The sequence below is a fragment of the Pseudomonas sp. IzPS59 genome, assembly GCF_014863505.1.
Classification (GTDB): Bacteria; Pseudomonadota; Gammaproteobacteria; order Pseudomonadales; family Pseudomonadaceae; genus Aquipseudomonas; species Aquipseudomonas kribbensis.
Genome location: NZ_CP062251.1, coordinates 2,180,953 through 2,198,027, shown reverse-complemented (window position 1 = coordinate 2,198,027; position 17,075 = coordinate 2,180,953). Strand labels below are relative to the sequence as shown.

Genomic DNA, 17,075 nt, shown 5'->3' with positions numbered 1-17,075 from the left:
GCCGCCAGACAGGCAAAAAAAACCCGCGCCTCTTGCAAGGCACGGGTTCGTTCATTGCTTCAAGCGATCAACGCTCCAGCAGGATCCGCAGCATGCGACGCAGCGGCTCGGCCGCGCCCCACAACAGCTGGTCGCCGACGGTGAACGCGCCAACGAACTGCGAGCCCATGTTCAGTTTGCGCAGACGACCGACCGGTACATTCAGGGTGCCGGTGACTTTCGTCGGGCTCAGCTCCTGCATGCTGATCTCGCGCTGGTTCGGCACCAGTTTGACCCAAGGGTTGTGCTGACTGATCAGCCCTTCGATGTCGGCGATCGGCACGTCTTTGTTCAGCTTGATGGTCAGCGCCTGGCTGTGGCAACGCATGGCGCCGATGCGCACGCAGATGCCGTCGACCGGGATCGGGCTCTTGAAGCGGCCGAGGATCTTGTTGGTCTCGGCCTGGGCCTTCCACTCTTCGCGGCTCTGGCCGTTCGGCAGTTCCTTGTCGATCCACGGGATCAGGCTGCCGGCCAGCGGTACGCCGAAGTTTTCGGTCGGGTACGCGTCGCTGCGCATGGCTTCGGCCACACGGCGGTCGATGTCGAGGATCGCGCTGGCCGGGTCGGCCAGTTGATCGGCAACAGCGGCGTGAGTCGCGCCCATCTGCTTGATCAGTTCACGCATGTTCTGCGCGCCGGCACCGGAGGCCGCCTGATAGGTCATCGCGCTCATCCACTCGACCAGACCGGCCTCGAACAGACCGCCCAGGCCCATCAGCATCAGGCTGACGGTGCAGTTGCCGCCGATGTAGTTCTTGGTGCCCGCGTCCAGTTGCTGGTCGATGACCTTGCGGTTGACCGGGTCGAGGATGATGACGGCGTCGTCGTTCATCCGCAGGCTCGAGGCCGCGTCGATCCAGTAACCCTGCCAGCCGGCTTCGCGCAGCTTCGGGAACACTTCGCTGGTGTAGTCGCCGCCCTGGCAGGTCAGGATCACGTCGAGGGTCTTCAGCTCTTCAATGCTGTAAGCGTCCTTGAGCGGAGCAATGTCCTTGCCCACGGACGGGCCTTGGCCACCGACATTGGAAGTGGTGAAAAACACCGGCTCGATAAGATCGAAATCCTGCTCTTCCAGCATCCGCTGCATGAGCACGGAACCGACCATACCGCGCCAACCGATCAGACCTACACGTTTCATCGCAACTACACCTTCTTGAAAAGTGGGCCGCTGCTTTGTATTGAATTTCGCAGCGGGCCCGAGAGATTACAGATTCCGCAGCGCGGCGACTACTGCGTCACCCATTTCCTGCGTACCGACTTTAGTGCAACCGGTCGAAAAGATGTCGCCGGTGCGCAGGCCTTGATCCAGCACCACGCTGACCGCTTTCTCGATGGCATCCGCCGCTTCGTGCAGATTGAAGCTGTAACGCAGCATCATCGACACCGACAGAATGGTCGCCAGCGGGTTGGCGATGCCTTTGCCCGCGATGTCCGGCGCCGAGCCGTGGCAAGGCTCGTACATGCCCTTGTTGTTGGCATCCAGCGAGGCCGACGGCAGCATGCCGATGGAGCCGGTGAGCATCGACGCTTCGTCGGACAGGATGTCGCCGAACATGTTGTCGGTGACGATCACGTCGAACTGCTTCGGCGCACGCACCAGTTGCATGGCGGCGTTGTCGACGTACATGTGGCTCAGTTCGACCGCAGGGTAATCCTTGGCCACCTGCTCGACCACTTCACGCCACAACTGGCTGGACGCCAGCACGTTGGCCTTGTCCACCGAGCACAGCTTCTTGCCACGAACCATGGCCATGTCGAAACCGACACGGGCGATGCGGCGGATTTCGCTTTCGCTGTACGGCAGCGTGTCGTAGGACTGACGCTCGCCGTTTTCCAGGGTGCGAGTGCCACGCGGCGCGCCGAAATAGATGCCACCGGTCAGCTCACGGACGATCAGGATGTCCAGGCCGGAAACGATTTCCGGCTTCAGGCTCGAGGCATCGGCCAGTTGCGGATACAGGATTGCCGGACGCAGGTTGCCGAACAGGCCCAGTTGCGCACGGATTTTCAGCAGGCCGCGCTCAGGGCGGATGTCACGCTCGATGGTGTCCCATTTCGGGCCGCCCACGGCGCCCAGCAGCACAGCGTCGGCGGCGCGGGCACGGTCGAGGGTTTCGTCGGCCAGCGGCACGCCGTGTTTGTCGATGGCGGCGCCACCGATCACGTCATGGCTCAGCTCGAAGCCCAGGCTGTACTTGTCGTTGGCCAGCTCCAGCACCTTGACCGCTTCGGCCATGATTTCCGGACCAATACCGTCGCCTGGGAGAATCAGAATCTGCTTGCTCATGCTTTCCTCGTGTCTTCAGTCGGTGCGCCATCGACTGGCGCGCCCGGAAAAATGCTTGTCGTTCTAAAGTTATTTCTCGGCCCAGAGCACCAGTACATCTGTACTGAACGAACCATCGGCCTCAATCTCAAAATATTCGCGCACTTCGTTGCCCATCGATTGCTGCAACTGGCGGATCGCGGCGCGCATCACCTCGGGCGTGCGCATGCGCTCGACCCAGCTGTTGTACTCCAGACGCAGGCGCTGACGCGTGGTGCTGCGGGTGTGCAGTCCGGCCTCGCTGACCTGACGCAGCCACTCACCGGCAGAATAATCGCGCACATGGCTGGTGTCGCGCAGCACCTCGACGCTCTGCAAATAGGTGTCGAACAGCGGACTGCCCGGCGACAGCACATCGATGAACGCCGCCACCCCACCCGGTTTCAGCACCCGACGCACTTCACGCAGGGCCACGCCGAGGTCGCTCCAATGGTGCGCCGAATAACGGCTGAACACGAAGTCGAACTCGCCATCGGCGAACGGCAGGCGTTCGGCGGCACCGTTGACCGTGGACACATTGTTCAACCCGCGATCAACCGCAGCGGCGGCCACCACATCGAGCATCTGCTGCGACAGGTCGTAGGCCACCACTTCCTTCACCAGCGGGGCGACGTGAAAACTCACGTGCCCGGCGCCGCACCCCAGGTCCAGCACCCGAGCCTCGCCCTGCCCCGCCAGCTCAGCCTGCAGCAGCGCAAATTCAGTGCCTTGAGCGTGAACGGCGCTGCTCAGGTAGGCGGCGGCCTGTTCACCGAATTGCTTCTGTACAACCTGACTGTGCTGGGCGGTGCTGGTCATGGGGACTTCCTTTTTTGGGGTTTCAACCTTTCAAATTCACGCGTCGCGGAACAACCACGGCTGGCTCGCACGATGCTTGGCTTCGAACGCCGCAATCGCATCGCCGTCCTGCAAGGTCAGGCCGATGTCGTCCAGGCCGTTGAGCAGGCAGTGTTTGCGGAACGCGTCGATCTCGAAGCGGTACACCTTGCCGCTCGGGCTGGTCACGGTCTGCTCGTGCAGATCAATCTGCAACTGATAGCCCGGCGCGGCCTCGACCTGCTTGAACAGTTCGTCGACTTCCGCGTCGCTCAAGATGATCGGCAGCAAGCCGTTCTTGAAGCTGTTGTTGAAGAAGATGTCTGCGTAGCTCGGCGCGATGATGCTGCGGAAACCGTATTCTTCCAACGCCCACGGCGCGTGTTCACGGCTGGAACCGCAACCGAAGTTTTCGCGGGCCAGCAACACGCTGGCGCCTTGATAACGCTCGGCGTTGAGCACGAATTCCTTGTTCAGCGGACGCTTGGAGTTGTCCTGATACGGCTGGCCGACATCCAGGTAACGCCACTCATCGAACAGGTTCGGGCCGAAACCGGTGCGCTTGATCGACTTCAAGAATTGCTTCGGGATGATCTGGTCGGTGTCAACGTTGGCACGATCCAGAGGCGCGACAAGACCAGTGTGCTGGGTAAAAGCTTTCATGCTGCGCTCCTTAGATCAATTCACGAACGTCGATGAAACGACCGTTCACCGCCGCCGCAGCGGCCATGGCCGGGCTGACGAGGTGGGTACGGCCACCGGCGCCCTGACGGCCTTCGAAGTTACGGTTGGACGTCGAGGCGCAATGCTCGCCGGACTCCAAACGGTCCGGGTTCATCGCCAGGCACATCGAGCAACCCGGCTCACGCCATTCGAAACCGGCTTCGAGGAAGATCTTGTCCAGACCTTCGGCCTCGGCCTGCGCCTTCACCAGACCCGAGCCCGGCACCACGATGGCCTGCTTGATGGTCGACGCGACCTTGCGGCCCTTGGCGATCACCGCAGCAGCGCGCAAGTCTTCGATGCGCGAGTTGGTGCAGGAACCGATGAATACGCGGTCGAGCTGGATGTCGGTGATCGCCTGATTGGCGGTCAGACCCATGTATTTCAAGGCGCGGACGATCGAGTCGCGCTTGACCAGATCCATCTCCTTGGCCGGGTCCGGCACGTTCTGATCAACGGCCAACACCATTTCCGGGGAAGTGCCCCAGCTGACTTGCGGCTTGATCTGCGCAGCGTCGAGTTCAACCACAGTGTCGAAATGCGCGTCGGCATCGGACACCAGGTCTTTCCAGGATTCGACCGCCAGATCCCACTCGGCGCCTTTCGGTGCGAATGGACGACCCTTGACGTAATCCACAGTCTTCTGGTCCGCCGCCACCAGGCCCACACGGGCGCCGGCTTCGATGGACATGTTGCAGATGGTCATGCGGCCTTCGATGGACAGATCGCGAATCGCGCTGCCGGCAAATTCGATGGCATGGCCGTTACCGCCGGCGGTGCCGATCTTGCCGATCACCGCGAGGACGATGTCCTTGGCGGTCACGCCGAACGACAACTGGCCTTCGACGCGCACCAGCATGTTCTTCATTTTCTTGGCGACCAGGCACTGGGTGGCGAGCACGTGCTCGACTTCGGAGGTGCCAATGCCGTGGGCCAATGCACCGAATGCGCCGTGGGTCGAGGTGTGCGAGTCGCCGCAAACTACGGTCATGCCCGGCAAGGTCGCGCCCTGCTCCGGGCTGATCACGTGGACGATGCCCTGGCGCACGTCGTTCATCTTGAATTCGACGATGCCGTATTCGTCGCAGTTGTCGTCGAGGGTCTGAACCTGCAAACGCGAGACCTGGTCGGCAATGGCGCTGATGCCGCCCTTGCGCTCCGGGGTGGTCGGTACGTTGTGGTCCGGGGTCGCGATGTTGGCATCGATGCGCCACGGCTTGCGCCCGGCCAGACGCAGGCCTTCAAACGCTTGCGGCGAGGTCACTTCGTGGATGATGTGACGATCGATATAGATCAGCGCCGAACCATCGTCGCGCTGCTTGACCAAATGCGAATCCCAGAGCTTGTCGTAGAGCGTTTTGCCGGCCATCAGACGTTTCCTCATCAGCTTGTTTCTATGCCCTGGGCTTATCAATAACCCTTTGGCTTGTGAGGCCGATCCTATGGGGTTAGATTGAATAACTCAAATTCATATTTTTTATGCTTTGGATAACCAACTGGAATACGAACATGGATCTGGCCAACCTCAATGCTTTTATCGCGATTGCCGAGTCCGGAAGCTTCTCCGGCGCCGGTGAACGCCTGCACCTGACGCAACCGGCGATCAGCAAACGCATCGCCGGGCTGGAGCAGCAATTGAATGTGCGGCTGTTCGACCGGCTGGGCCGTGAAGTGGGCCTGACCGAGGCCGGCCGGGCCCTGCTGCCACGGGCCTATCAGATTCTCAACGTGCTCGATGACACCCGCCGCGCCCTGACCAACCTCACCGGCGAAGTCACCGGCCGCCTGACCCTGGCCACCAGTCACCACATCGGCCTGCACCGTTTGCCGCCTCTACTGCGGGAATACACCCGCCGTTACCCACAGGTGGCGCTGGATATTCAGTTCCTCGATTCGGAAGTGGCCTACGAGGAGATTCTCCATGGCCGCGCAGAGCTGGCGGTCATCACCCTGGCGCCGGAGCCGCACACACTGGTCAAGGCCACGCCGGTCTGGGATGACCCGCTGGATTTCGTGGTCGCCCCGGAACACACATTGATCAGCAACGGCGCTGTCACATTGGCGGATATTGCCGGTCATCCGGCGGTTTTCCCCGGCGGCAACACCTTTACCCACCATATTGTCCAACGCCTGTTCGAGGCTCAGGGCCTGACGCCGAACATCGCCATGAGCACTAACTATCTGGAAACCATCAAAATGATGGTCTCGATCGGCCTGGCCTGGAGCGTTTTGCCGCGCACCATGCTCGATGAACAGGTGGCGCGCATACCTTTGCCGGGCATACAGCTCAGTCGCCAGCTAGGCTATATCCTGCACACCGAACGGACGCTGTCGAATGCTGCACGGGCTTTTATGGCCCTGCTGGACGCGCAAATCGATCTGCCAGGGACTCTCGGCTGACTTGTGCTACTCCTATAGAGCTGCCGTCCCCTGTGCCTAACGCCCAAATCAGCTCAAGGCCCCTTAACAATGCCGAAATCTGTTGACCGTATTCCGCCGATGCCGCGTATTCAGGCCATTGATCCACGGCGTTCAGAACAGAGCTGGGAGAGCGCGCCGCAATTGCTCGCGGCGCTCAACGGCGCCCGCCTCGGCGCCTGGTATTGGGATATCGAGCGCGGGCAGATCAGTTGGTCTCGAGGCACTCAGGCCCTGTTCGGCTTCGATCCACGGCAACCACTGCCCGAAGACCTGGAATACCTTGACCTGCTGCCGCCGGAAGACCGGGCGAAAACCATTCGTGCCTTCCACGCGGTGATTGCCGGCGCGCCGCTGGAACAGGCGATGCACCACCGCATTCGCTGGCCCGATGGCAGCCTGCACTGGCTGGAGATCAACGGCAGCCTGCTGCCGGACAAGCATGGCCGCCCCCGAATGATCGGGGTGATCCGTGAAATCACCCACCAGCGGCAACGGGAACAGGCGCTCAGCAGCTCGGAGAAACGTTTCGCCACACTGTTTCATCTGTGCCCGAACATGGTGCTGCTGACCCGCCAGGAAGACGGCCTGATCAGCGAGGCCAACCAGTATTTCGAAAGCCTGTTCGGCTGGCCGGTGCAGAGCGCCATCGGTCGCACCACCCTGGAACTTGGCCTGTGGGTGCATCCCGAGCAACGGGCGGAGCTGGTCAAGAAGACCAAGGCCAAGGGCGAACTGATCAGCATGGAAGTGCAGTTCCGCGCCAGCAATGGCCAGGTCCACGACGGCATTCTCAGCGCACAGAAAGTCGAACTCGAAGGCCAGCCTTATCTGCTGAGCACCTTTCTCGACACCACCGAACGCAAAGCCGCCGAACATGCGCTCAAGGACAGCCAGGAACGCCTCGATCTGGCATTGGACTCGGCGCAACTCGGCACCTGGGACTGGCACATTCCCAGCGGCATGCTCTACGGCTCGGCCCGGGCCGCGCAATTGCACGGGCTGGAGCCGATTCCATTCCACGAATCGTTCGACGAATTCTTCGAAGGCGTACCCGGCGAGGAGCGCGACAGCATGCGCGACGCCTACCGCAGCCTGCGCGAAGGCCCGGCGGGCAACTATCAATTGACGTATCGCGTGCAACTGCCGGACGGCAGCTCGCGCTACCTGGAAAGCCGCGCCCGCCTCTATCGCGATGAAAACGGCGCGCCGCTGCGCATGGCCGGTACCCTGTTCGATATCACCGATCAGGTCGAACGCGAACAACGGCTGGTGGCCTCGGAAGAAAAATTCGCCACGCTGTTCCAGGTCAGCCCCGACCCGATCTGCGTGACCCGCCAGGAAACCGGGGAGTTCATCGAGATCAACTCCAGCTTCACCCAGACTTTCGGCTGGAGCGCCACTGACGTCATCGGTCATACCGCTGAAGAAATCGGCCTGTGGGACGCCTCGGCGAAAAGCCTGCAACGCATCGAGCGGGTGATCCGCGAACAGGGCCTGAGCAATGTCGCGATCATCGTCCAGCACAAGGACGGCCAATCGCTGACCTGTGTGATTTCCAGCCGCCAGATCAGCGTCGGCAACCAGCCGTGCATCGTCACCACGCTGCGTGACATCACCCAGCAACAGCGCTCGGAAGCAGCGCTCAAGGCCAGTGAAGAGAAGTTCGCCAAGGCATTTCACTCCAGCCCCGACGCGATCACCATCACCGAGCGCGACACCGGGCGTTATCTGGAGGTCAACGACGGTTTCTGTCGCCTGACCGGCTACCGCGCCGACGAAGTGGTGGGCAAAACCGTGTATCAGGTCGGCATCTGGGCCGAGGAAAAACAGCGCTCGGGGTTACTCGCCGAGCTACAGATCAAGGGCCGCGTGCATCATCAGGAAATGCTCGGGCGCAACAAGCGCGGGGAATTGCTGACGGTGGAAGTTTCGGTCGAGCCGATCACCCTCAACGAAATCGCCTGCCTGCTGATGACCGCCCGGGACGTCAGCCTGCTGAAGAACGCCGAAGCGCAGATCCGCCATCTGGCCTATCACGATCCGCTGACCAACCTGCCCAACCGCGCACTGCTGATGGATCGCCTGAGCCAGCAGATCGCCCTGCTCAAACGCCACAATTTGCGCGGCGCGCTGCTGTTTCTCGATCTCGACCACTTCAAACACATCAACGACTCGCTCGGCCATCCGGTCGGCGACACGGTGTTGAAGATCATCACCGCACGTCTCGAAGCCAGTGTGCGCATGGAAGACACCGTGGCGCGGCTTGGTGGCGATGAATTTGTGGTGTTGCTCAGCGGCCTGGAAGGCACGCGCAACGAGGTCAGCGTTCAGGTGCGGGAGCTGGCCGACACCATCCGCGAACTGCTGTCGGAGCCGATGTTCCTCGATGGCCAGCGCCTGCAAGTGACGCCGAGCATCGGCGTGGCGCTGATTCCCGATCACGGCTCGACCCCGACCGACCTGCTCAAACGCGCGGACATCGCGCTGTATCGGGCCAAGGACTCCGGGCGCAACACCACGCAGATGTATCACAACACCATGCAGAAAGCGGCCAGCGAACGGCTGCGCATGGAGACCGATTTGCGACTGGCGCTGTCCCGTGGCGAATTCAACGTGCATTTCCAGCCGCAAGTGGATGCCCGGGACAACCGCATCATCGGTGCAGAAGCACTGGTGCGCTGGAATCACCCGGAACTCGGTGCACAATCGCCCACAGAATTCATCAAGGTCCTGGAGGACAGCGGGCTGATCCTCGAGGTCGGCACCTGGATTCTCGATGAGGCCTGCGATGCCTTCAAACAACTGATCGCCGAAGGCCTGATCGATCCTCTGGCGTTCAGCCTGTGCGTGAACATCAGTCCCCGGCAGTTCCGCCAGAACGACTTCGTAGAACGCATCGAACACAGCATGACCAGTCATGGCCTGCCTTGCTCGCTGCTGAAACTGGAAATAACCGAAGGCATCGTGATCCAGAACCTGGAAGACACCATCAGCAAGATGCGCCGTCTGAAAAAGCTCGGCGTGAGCTTCGCCATGGACGATTTCGGCACCGGTTATTCATCGCTGACCTACCTCAAGCGCCTGCCGGTGGACACCCTGAAGATCGATCAGTCCTTCATCCGCGACGCCACCAGCGACCCCAACGACGCCGAGATCATCCGCGCCATCGTCGCCATGGCCCGCAGCCTGGAACTGGAGGTGATCGCCGAGGGTGTGGAAACTCCGGAGCAGTTGGCGTTTCTGCAGGGGCTGGGTTGCCATTTGTATCAGGGTTATCTGCACAGTCGGCCGGTGGCGCTGGAGGTGTTGAAAGGCTTGCTGGAGTAAGCAGACACCTGCAGTTGCATACCGCCGGTGTTGACGCAGGACCGGGAATTGCCAGTGTTGCCGGCAACCTGTAGGGTCGCGTTTTTTCGCGCTGTTTCGAGATCGATCATGCAGGATGCAACCCTCCCCCGCCCGGCCCTGCTGGGCATTGACCTTGGCACCACCAACAGTCTGATCGCCGTCTGGCAGGACGGTCAGGCCCGGTTGATTCCCAACGCCCTCGGCGACGTGCTCACACCTTCCGTCGTCAGTCTCGATGAAGACGACAGCATTCTGGTAGGCAAAGCGGCACGCGCCCGGTTGACTACCCACCCGGAACGCACAACGGCGGCGTTCAAGCGCTTCATGGGCAGTGACAAGCGTCTGGAACTCGGCGGGCGCTCATTCAGCCCGGAAGAACTCTCGGCACTGGTGCTCGGCTCACTCAAGCAGGACGCCGAAGCCTTTCTCGGCCACCCGGTATCTGAAGCGGTGATTTCCGTGCCGGCGTATTTCAGTGACGAGCAGCGTAAACGCACGCTGTTCGCTGCCGAACTGGCGGGCCTGAAAGTCTCCCGACTGATCAACGAACCGACCGCTGCCGCCATGGCCTACGGGCTGCATGAACAGAAATTCGAACGCACACTGATCTTCGATCTGGGCGGCGGGACCTTCGATGTCACGGTGCTGGAATATGCTTTGCCGCTGATCGAGGTGCATGCGTCCACTGGTGACAACTTTCTGGGTGGCGAAGACTTTACCGCCGCACTGTTGAACGCCTGTCTGAAAAACTGGCAACTGACCCCGTCGATGATTGATCCGCAAGGCATGGCCAGCCTGGGCGATGCTCTGGAACAACTCAAATGCAAACTCGGCGAAGGCACTCAATCGTTGAGCTGGCGCCATGCCGACAAACTGTATGAATGGTCGCTGGATGAAGCCGCTGCCGTGAAAATCTGGGAACCGCTACTGACCCGATTGCGCGCGCCGATCGAACAGGCTCTGCGCGATGCGCGCCTGAAACCACGGGATCTCGACAGTCTGGTGCTGGTGGGCGGCGCAACGCGGATGCCTGCGGTGCAACAGTTGGTCGCCACACTGTTCGGACGCCTGCCTTATCGACATCTTGATCCGGACACGATTGTCGCGCTCGGTGCTGCCACGCAAGCGGCGTGCAAGGCGCGTGATAGCGCAATTGAAGAATTGATCCTGACCGATGTCTGCCCGTATACGCTGGGCATCGAGACCATGCGTGGCAAAGGCATCGACGGGGCTTTTTCGCCGATCATCGAACGCAATACCATCATTCCAACGTCACGGGTGGAGCGCTACCACACAACCCATCCCCGGCAGGAGCTGCTGCGCATTGCCGTTTACCAGGGTGAGCGGCCATGGGTACGTGACAACATCCTCATCGACGCTTTCGATGTCACCTTGACGCCGAGCGATAACATCCAGGAGCTGGACGTACGCTTCAGTTACGACATCAACGGTTTGCTCGAAGTCGACGTCACGTTGCTCGAGACCGGCGAACGGCACAGCCACAGCATCGATCGCAGCCCCACCGGACTGGATGAACAAGCGCGCAGAGACAGCCATAACCGACTGTCAACGCTGAAGGTCCATCCGCGTGATGCATTGCCCAACCGCACCCTGCTGGCCCGCCTGGAGCGGGCATGGATGCAGAGTCTGGGCACGCAGCGAGAACACATTGCCGAGTGGCTGCACCACTTCACTACGGTACTCAGCGGACAGCAGCCGGCAGAGATCGCCAGCCATCGCTCGGAAATCAACAAGGCTCTGGATCAACTGCGCCTTTAACCGTTGAGTCGCCGCAGCGCAGCCTGCAGGCCGCCGGAGAGCATCTCGTCACTGCCGCTGTCCGGCGGCACGCCATATCGGTTGGGCAGCTTGTCACCGGGAAAACCGAATAGCAGCAGCGGCAGGAACGGCAAGACCGGTGACAGCGCCATGAATATCAGCAGCGTGGGCAGGCCTCGCCCCATGTCGTGCAATCGGCGCAGAGTGGCGCCGAATAACAACAGAATACCGAGCAACAGGATCAGAATCCCAAAGAGCGTGGTACCACTGATCAGACCTGCCACCGGCGCAATCACCACGCACCCCAGGACCTGAGCGATAAAAGCCTTGCGTCCCAGCCGCGACCCCAGGCGCCAGATCGCCCCCGCCGGTACCGGTTGAATATCACTTTTGGCCAGCAGCAAACGCTCCGACCAGGACAGCAGGGCACACAGCGCCAGGCGCAAACCGACACTGTTCTGCATATCATCCTTGCCCTGCTGCAATTGGCGCAACACCCGGGTTTTCGGCACACCGGCAGCGCCATGGCGAACCATGCCCTTGAGCGCATCCAGCGCCTCGTACGCCAACAGTTTGTCGACACCAAAATCCGTCAACACCTTGCGCGGTGGCCACACCGGTTCACCCTTGATCAAGGCGTCGCGAAAACCCTCGAACCAGTCGTCTTCGCAACTGACCGACGCAATCGATTGCAGCAAGACACGATGCTGCTCGGCGCTCAGGCTCGGGTCGTGATAAAGCACGCCCCAGAACATCAACAAACCCAGAAGATCGTCGCCACATGCAGCGCGGTCGCTTTCGATACAGGTGTAAAGCAGGGTATTGGATGGCAATCGGGCGCTGTCGAGTGCCTGTTGCACACTGAACAATTGCTGCACCAACAAGCCGTGTACCGGGTCATTGCCTTGCAGCCAGCCCAGCAGTCCGTCGCAATTACCTTGCTCACGTTGCAAACGCCGCAACAGTGGCTGCAATCGACTCAAAGGATGAGCCGGATTGAAAGGCAGACGCTCCAGACACTGCGCATCGATCAGTTGCAGCCAGCGCTCCGGCTGATCCAGCAACGCCAGTAAAAACAGGGTCTGCGCGTGCCACTCCCCGGCTGCCTCACCCAGCCCGACCGGCGGCAACCCTGTCCCGCGACGACTCAACTGAAGAAGCAGATCGAGCTCGGACAAGTCACAGTCGTCTTTGACGGCACCCAACCTGAATGCTTCGGCGATTCGCTCCAGCGCGGCATCACTGTAGGGCCGCGAGCGACGCAGCCACAGGCGACAGACCTTGTGCTGCTCGCCTTTTGTCAGTTCCTGCGGCAATTGTCGCGGTGTTGAATCCGCTTCGCTGAAGGCATTCATCGCCTGCGCAATCGGCGCATCGCTCAACCAGCGCAGGTGCTGCCCGGCCTGAGCCTTGAACCCGCTCAACACCAGGCATTCGAGCGCATCGACCGGAAGCGGCTGGTCCAGAATCCTCTGCAGCAAGATCGCATCACCCCGATGCAGCGCCCACGCATGTCGGTACAGATGCAGCAGTCGGCTGTCGGCATTTTCACCCAGCAATTGCGCCAGCAACGGGAGCTCATCGCCCGTCATGCGCCACCCGACAAAACTCTGCGCCAGGCTATCAAGCTTCAACCGCCCGACACCCAACCAACGGTTTAGCGTCTCGGGGCGTTGTGAGGGACTGCCATACACCTGGGCGTCATCCCCAAGATCCGCAGGCCAGTCAGAAAAATCGCCCAGACAATCGAACGCCTGAATCAGCAGAGGCAGAAAAGTCGGTTGCCGCTTGGTACACAGTTCCAGCAGACGACTTTCGGCCATCGGATGGCGATGTTCATTCCACAACCGGATCCAGTACGGCAATGCCTGATCGTCATACCCCAGCAGACTGCTCTGACAGGCCACCAGGTACAGCCAGTCCACATCATCGGGTGATTCAAGTTGCCGTTCGACACAGCACTGCAAGAATGTCGGCGCACCGATGCTCGCCTGCGTGAATTGCACCAGCAAACGCTTGATGAACGCAGCATCATCCGGCAAGGGCAGACAGGTGTGCTGGCTGGCGAAATCGGCGAACTCATGGAAAGGACGCTTGGTGAAGATGAAGTCGAGACTGCGTGCGTACCAGAGTGATTCGGTCTGCGCGGCTTCTGACCAGGTGCTCATCAGATCGGTATCAAACGGATCAGGCGTTTCGATTCGCCGCAGAAAGGCTTCCACCCGATGAGCGTCATTGAATTCCAGATCCAGTAACTGCTGGTCCCAGGCCATACGCCTGGCCAACAGATTCGCGCAACGATAGGACAGCGGACCGGCGTCGGCCATCCGGTGGTAGAGCCCCCAACTGAGTTCATCAAGGTGCTCCAGCGACAGCTCATCCAGCGCCCGGACAAACGCCTGCCACGCCTGGACATTGAACCGTCGCGCGGGATCATCAAGCAACTCGCAGAAATCCATGAACGCCTGCGGGACCTCGACAAGCTCCTGCTCTGACTCTTCAATGCCTTCTTCTGGCCCGTCTTCCTCGTCTTCACGCGCCAGGCGTAAGGCGTTTTCGTAGGCCATGCGCAGCGCCTGAAATCCTTCAGGATCGGTTTCCGGATGATGCGACGGCAGACGTGCGCGGTAGGCATCGCGAATCAGGGTTTCGTCGGAAGTGGGCTCGATGCCCAGGCGAATCCAGCAACTCATGACCAGTCGAACTCCTTGAGCGATGCCGGACGGGGTAACGAATCAATCTCCATGTGCCAAGGCAAGTCCGCCAGAAAGTGCGGGATGTTCTGGGCGAGGCCACGGACGATTCGCAGGTTATGAGCGCTGTCCCCTTGCCGCTCCAGCTCGAAAGCCAGTTCGTCGTCGCTTTTGCTCAAGCAGCACCAAAAGGTGCGCCCCACAACAAAGCCATTGAAGTAGGACATCCAGTTACCGTAGTGAAATTGCGCCCTGACAGCCAAACGGCTGTGCAGCCAGTTGCTTTCGACCAGATCTATCCACTGATTGCGCACCGCGCAACGCAAGAGAAAGCCCATCCGCCCATAGTCCCAGGACAAAATCCCTCCTGGGCCGCAACTGCCGAAAGTGCGACTGGCAAACTCATGCAGGACACGCTCGCGAGGACTCAGATCTTCAAGCAAGGCGTGCCATTGACTCGGCAAACAACGCTGCCACGCCAGATAGGCTCCACTCAGGTTTTTGGCATGACCGTCGTCCGTCATCCATTGAAGCATGTCGAACAACTGCCGCCGGTCATCGATGCCCCAGCTGTCTTTCAGATCGATGTAATGGTCATCGCAGAACGCGGGGTCGTCGTACCCGGCGCCGGTGTTGAGCGCTGCCATAGGCGCAGAGAGGGCGCACAGCCAGCGCTGTTGAATATCGTCCATGAGAAAAGGCTCCAGGCCGACCGGTAAGGATGGGGGTCGACAAAACTGCGGCGGATTGTAGAGAAACCGCCGCGGGTGGCAAAGCTGAACCGCAGTTTTCCTGCGCCCACAAAAAAGGCCCCGACGTATCGGGGCCTTCATTCAGCGGCTTATCGCCCGTTCAGGCGATTTGTTTCTGCAAGTGAATCAGTGTTGCAGAGCCGGCTTCTGCGTCCCGTTGATCGGGATGCGTTTGGCTTTTGCTTCTTCCGGGATCACGCGCAACAGATCAATGCTCAGCAGGCCGTTGCTCAGGCCGGCGGCCTTGATCTCGATGTGATCGGCCAGGCGGAAGGACAGCTTGAATGCACGCTGGGCGATGCCCTGGTGCAGGAAAGTGACGCCTTCGTTCGCGTCACGCTTGCCACCACTGATGGTCAGCACGCCTTTCTCGACTTGCAGCTCCAGGTCTTCTTCCTGGAAACCGGCCGCCGCCACGACGATGCGATATTGATCGTCACCGTGTTTTTCGACGTTGTAAGGAGGATAGCTGCTGCCTGGCTCGTTGCGCAGGGCGGTTTCGAACAGGTCGTTGAAACGATCGAAACCTACCGAGGAACGGAACAGTGGAGCAAGGGAAAATGCAGTACTCATGATTCAAATCTCCTGAAAACAATCAGCAAGGTTTTTTGTCTCCGCGACCCGAATTCGGCATCGCGTAACCCTTAGATAGGGACCTGCATTTTGTTTTCAAGAGATTATTCGAAGATTTTTTCAGGCGGCTTCGGCGACCGGCAAGCCCAGCAAACGCGAGACCTGGTCCGGCTCGGTTTCGCGGCGAAGCACGGTAAACAGCTCGGTGGCCTCGGGATAATTGCGGGTCAGCATCGCCAGCCATTGCTTCAGGCGGCCCGGGGATTGGCGCGCTGTCATCTGCGCTTTGGCTTGCAGCCAGAAGTCCTGGATCAGTGGCATCAGTTCGGCCCAGGTCATCTCGACGACTTCCTCGCCAGCACGGGCGGCAGCGATCTGCTTGGCCAGATCGGGACGCGAAACCAGACCACGACCGAGCATGATGTCTTCGACACCGCTGATTTCCCGGCAACGACGCCAGTCTTCAACGCTCCAGATGTCGCCGTTGGCGAACACCGGCACCTTGACCACATCCTGTACGCGCGGAATCCACTCCCAATGGGCCGGCGGCTTGTAGCCGTCCATCTTCGTCCGGGCGTGAACCACGATATGCTCGGCGCCACCCTCGGCCAGCGCCGTGGCGCACACCAGCGAGCCGTCCGGGCTGTCGAAACCGAGGCGCATCTTGGCGGTGACCGGGATGTGCGCCGGTACGGCACGTCGCACGTGTTCGACGATCTGGTTGAGCAGTTCCGGTTCCTTGAGCAAAACCGCGCCACCACGGGATTTGTTGACGGTTTTCGCTGGGCAGCCGAAGTTCAGATCGATCACTTCAGAACCCAGCTCGCAGGCCAGCGCAGCGTTTTCCGCCAGGCACACCGGGTCGGAACCCAGCAATTGCACGCGCAGCGGTACGCCGGAAGCAGTACGGGCACCGTTGAGCAGTTCAGGGCCGAACTTGTGGAAATAGGCCGGGGTCAGCAACTGGTCGTTGACGCGGATGAACTCGGTCACGCACCAGTCAATACCGCCGACACGGGTCAGGACATCGCGCAGGATGTCGTCGACCAACCCTTCCATCGGCGCCAGAGCAATTTGCATGGGAAACACACACTCAAGGAAAAACGTGCGGCAGTTTACTGGGTTTCGCGGGTTAAACCCATGTCCGCTGTCTGGATGGCCGGGCCGTAACCTTCAATGAACTCGGCGGGCATACGCTTGGGCTTGCCGGTGGACAGCTCAATGCAGACGAAGGTGGTCTGGGCGCGCAGCAGCGTGGTGTTGTCGCTGGGGCGGATCAACTGGAAGTGTCGGGTCATTTTCAGGCGCTGATCCCAATCGACGATCCAGGTCGCCAGTTGCAGTTCGTCACCTTCGTAGGCGGCCGCCAGGTAGTCGATTTCGTGTCGCACCACCGCCATCGCCCGATCCAGACGACGATACTCGACCAGATCCAGACCCAGCCGCTGCGAGTGACGCCAGGCGCAACGTTCGAGCCAGGAGACGTAAACCGCGTTGTTCGCGTGTCCCAGCCCGTCGATGTCCTCGGCGCCCACTTGCAGATCAATGGTAAACGGCGTTGCCCGATCCCAGCCCATGCCCTACTCCCGGTCAAATGATTCA

General features: G+C 60.7%; 13 protein-coding genes. 3 read left to right on the top strand and 10 right to left on the bottom strand.

The genetic code is table 11. From position 1 onward, the window contains the following. Positions 1-67: 67 nt before the first annotated feature. The 5 genes from asd to leuC all read right to left on the bottom strand — a co-directional run bounded on the left by asd (position 68) and on the right by leuC (position 5,276). Positions 68-1,180: an aspartate-semialdehyde dehydrogenase gene (gene asd, locus IF189_RS09870; RefSeq protein ID WP_007956451.1), complete on the bottom strand. Its 1,113-nt coding sequence runs from the start codon at positions 1,178-1,180 to the stop codon at positions 68-70. Positions 1,181-1,246: 66 nt separating this feature from the next. After that, positions 1,247-2,329, bottom strand: coding sequence for a 3-isopropylmalate dehydrogenase (gene leuB, locus IF189_RS09865; RefSeq protein ID WP_134826073.1), 1,083 nt, complete (start codon positions 2,327-2,329; stop codon positions 1,247-1,249). Positions 2,330-2,398: 69 nt separating this feature from the next. After that, positions 2,399-3,166, bottom strand: coding sequence for a class I SAM-dependent methyltransferase (locus IF189_RS09860; RefSeq protein ID WP_134826072.1), 768 nt, complete (start codon positions 3,164-3,166; stop codon positions 2,399-2,401). A gap of 36 nt (positions 3,167-3,202) precedes the next feature. After that, a complete protein-coding gene (gene leuD / locus IF189_RS09855) occupies positions 3,203-3,847 on the bottom strand; it encodes a 3-isopropylmalate dehydratase small subunit (protein WP_134826071.1) in 645 nt (214 codons plus the stop codon). A gap of 10 nt (positions 3,848-3,857) precedes the next feature. Then, on the bottom strand, positions 3,858-5,276 hold the full coding sequence (leuC, locus tag IF189_RS09850) for a 3-isopropylmalate dehydratase large subunit (protein WP_134826070.1): 1,419 nt from the start codon (positions 5,274-5,276) through the stop codon (positions 3,858-3,860). A gap of 140 nt (positions 5,277-5,416) precedes the next feature. Between leuC and IF189_RS09845 the strand changes: the two genes are divergently transcribed. The 3 genes from IF189_RS09845 (at position 5,417) to IF189_RS09835 (ending at position 11,455) form a co-directional block, all read left to right on the top strand. Then, positions 5,417-6,307, top strand: a complete 891-nt coding sequence (locus IF189_RS09845) for a LysR family transcriptional regulator (RefSeq protein WP_085711996.1) — start codon at positions 5,417-5,419, stop codon at positions 6,305-6,307. Positions 6,308-6,376: 69 nt separating this feature from the next. Next, on the top strand, positions 6,377-9,655 hold the full coding sequence (locus tag IF189_RS09840) for a PAS domain S-box protein (RefSeq protein WP_134826069.1): 3,279 nt from the start codon (positions 6,377-6,379) through the stop codon (positions 9,653-9,655). A gap of 108 nt (positions 9,656-9,763) precedes the next feature. Further along, positions 9,764-11,455: a molecular chaperone HscC gene (locus IF189_RS09835; protein WP_134826068.1), complete on the top strand. Its 1,692-nt coding sequence runs from the start codon at positions 9,764-9,766 to the stop codon at positions 11,453-11,455. Here the strand turns inward: IF189_RS09835 and IF189_RS09830 are convergent. The 5 genes from IF189_RS09830 to IF189_RS09810 form a co-directional block, all read right to left on the bottom strand. After that, the gene (locus tag IF189_RS09830; RefSeq protein ID WP_192553197.1) at positions 11,452-14,148 is read right to left on the bottom strand and encodes a J domain-containing protein; all 2,697 of its coding nucleotides are present in this window, start codon (positions 14,146-14,148) and stop codon (positions 11,452-11,454) included. The genes IF189_RS09835 and IF189_RS09830 overlap by 4 nt on opposite strands. Then, a complete protein-coding gene (locus IF189_RS09825) occupies positions 14,145-14,840 on the bottom strand; it encodes a DUF1266 domain-containing protein (protein WP_134826066.1) in 696 nt (231 codons plus the stop codon). The genes IF189_RS09830 and IF189_RS09825 overlap by 4 nt, the downstream gene beginning before the upstream one ends. Positions 14,841-15,026: 186 nt before the next feature. Beyond that, positions 15,027-15,473: an Hsp20 family protein gene (locus tag IF189_RS09820; RefSeq protein ID WP_102621524.1), complete on the bottom strand. Its 447-nt coding sequence runs from the start codon at positions 15,471-15,473 to the stop codon at positions 15,027-15,029. A gap of 120 nt (positions 15,474-15,593) precedes the next feature. Further along, a complete protein-coding gene (locus tag IF189_RS09815) occupies positions 15,594-16,553 on the bottom strand; it encodes a tRNA dihydrouridine synthase (protein WP_085711993.1) in 960 nt (319 codons plus the stop codon). A 35-nt stretch (positions 16,554-16,588) separates the two neighbouring features. Beyond that, complete coding sequence (locus tag IF189_RS09810) at positions 16,589-17,050, bottom strand: acyl-CoA thioesterase (protein WP_134826065.1); 462 nt, start codon at positions 17,048-17,050, stop codon at positions 16,589-16,591. Positions 17,051-17,075 lie beyond the last annotated feature (25 nt).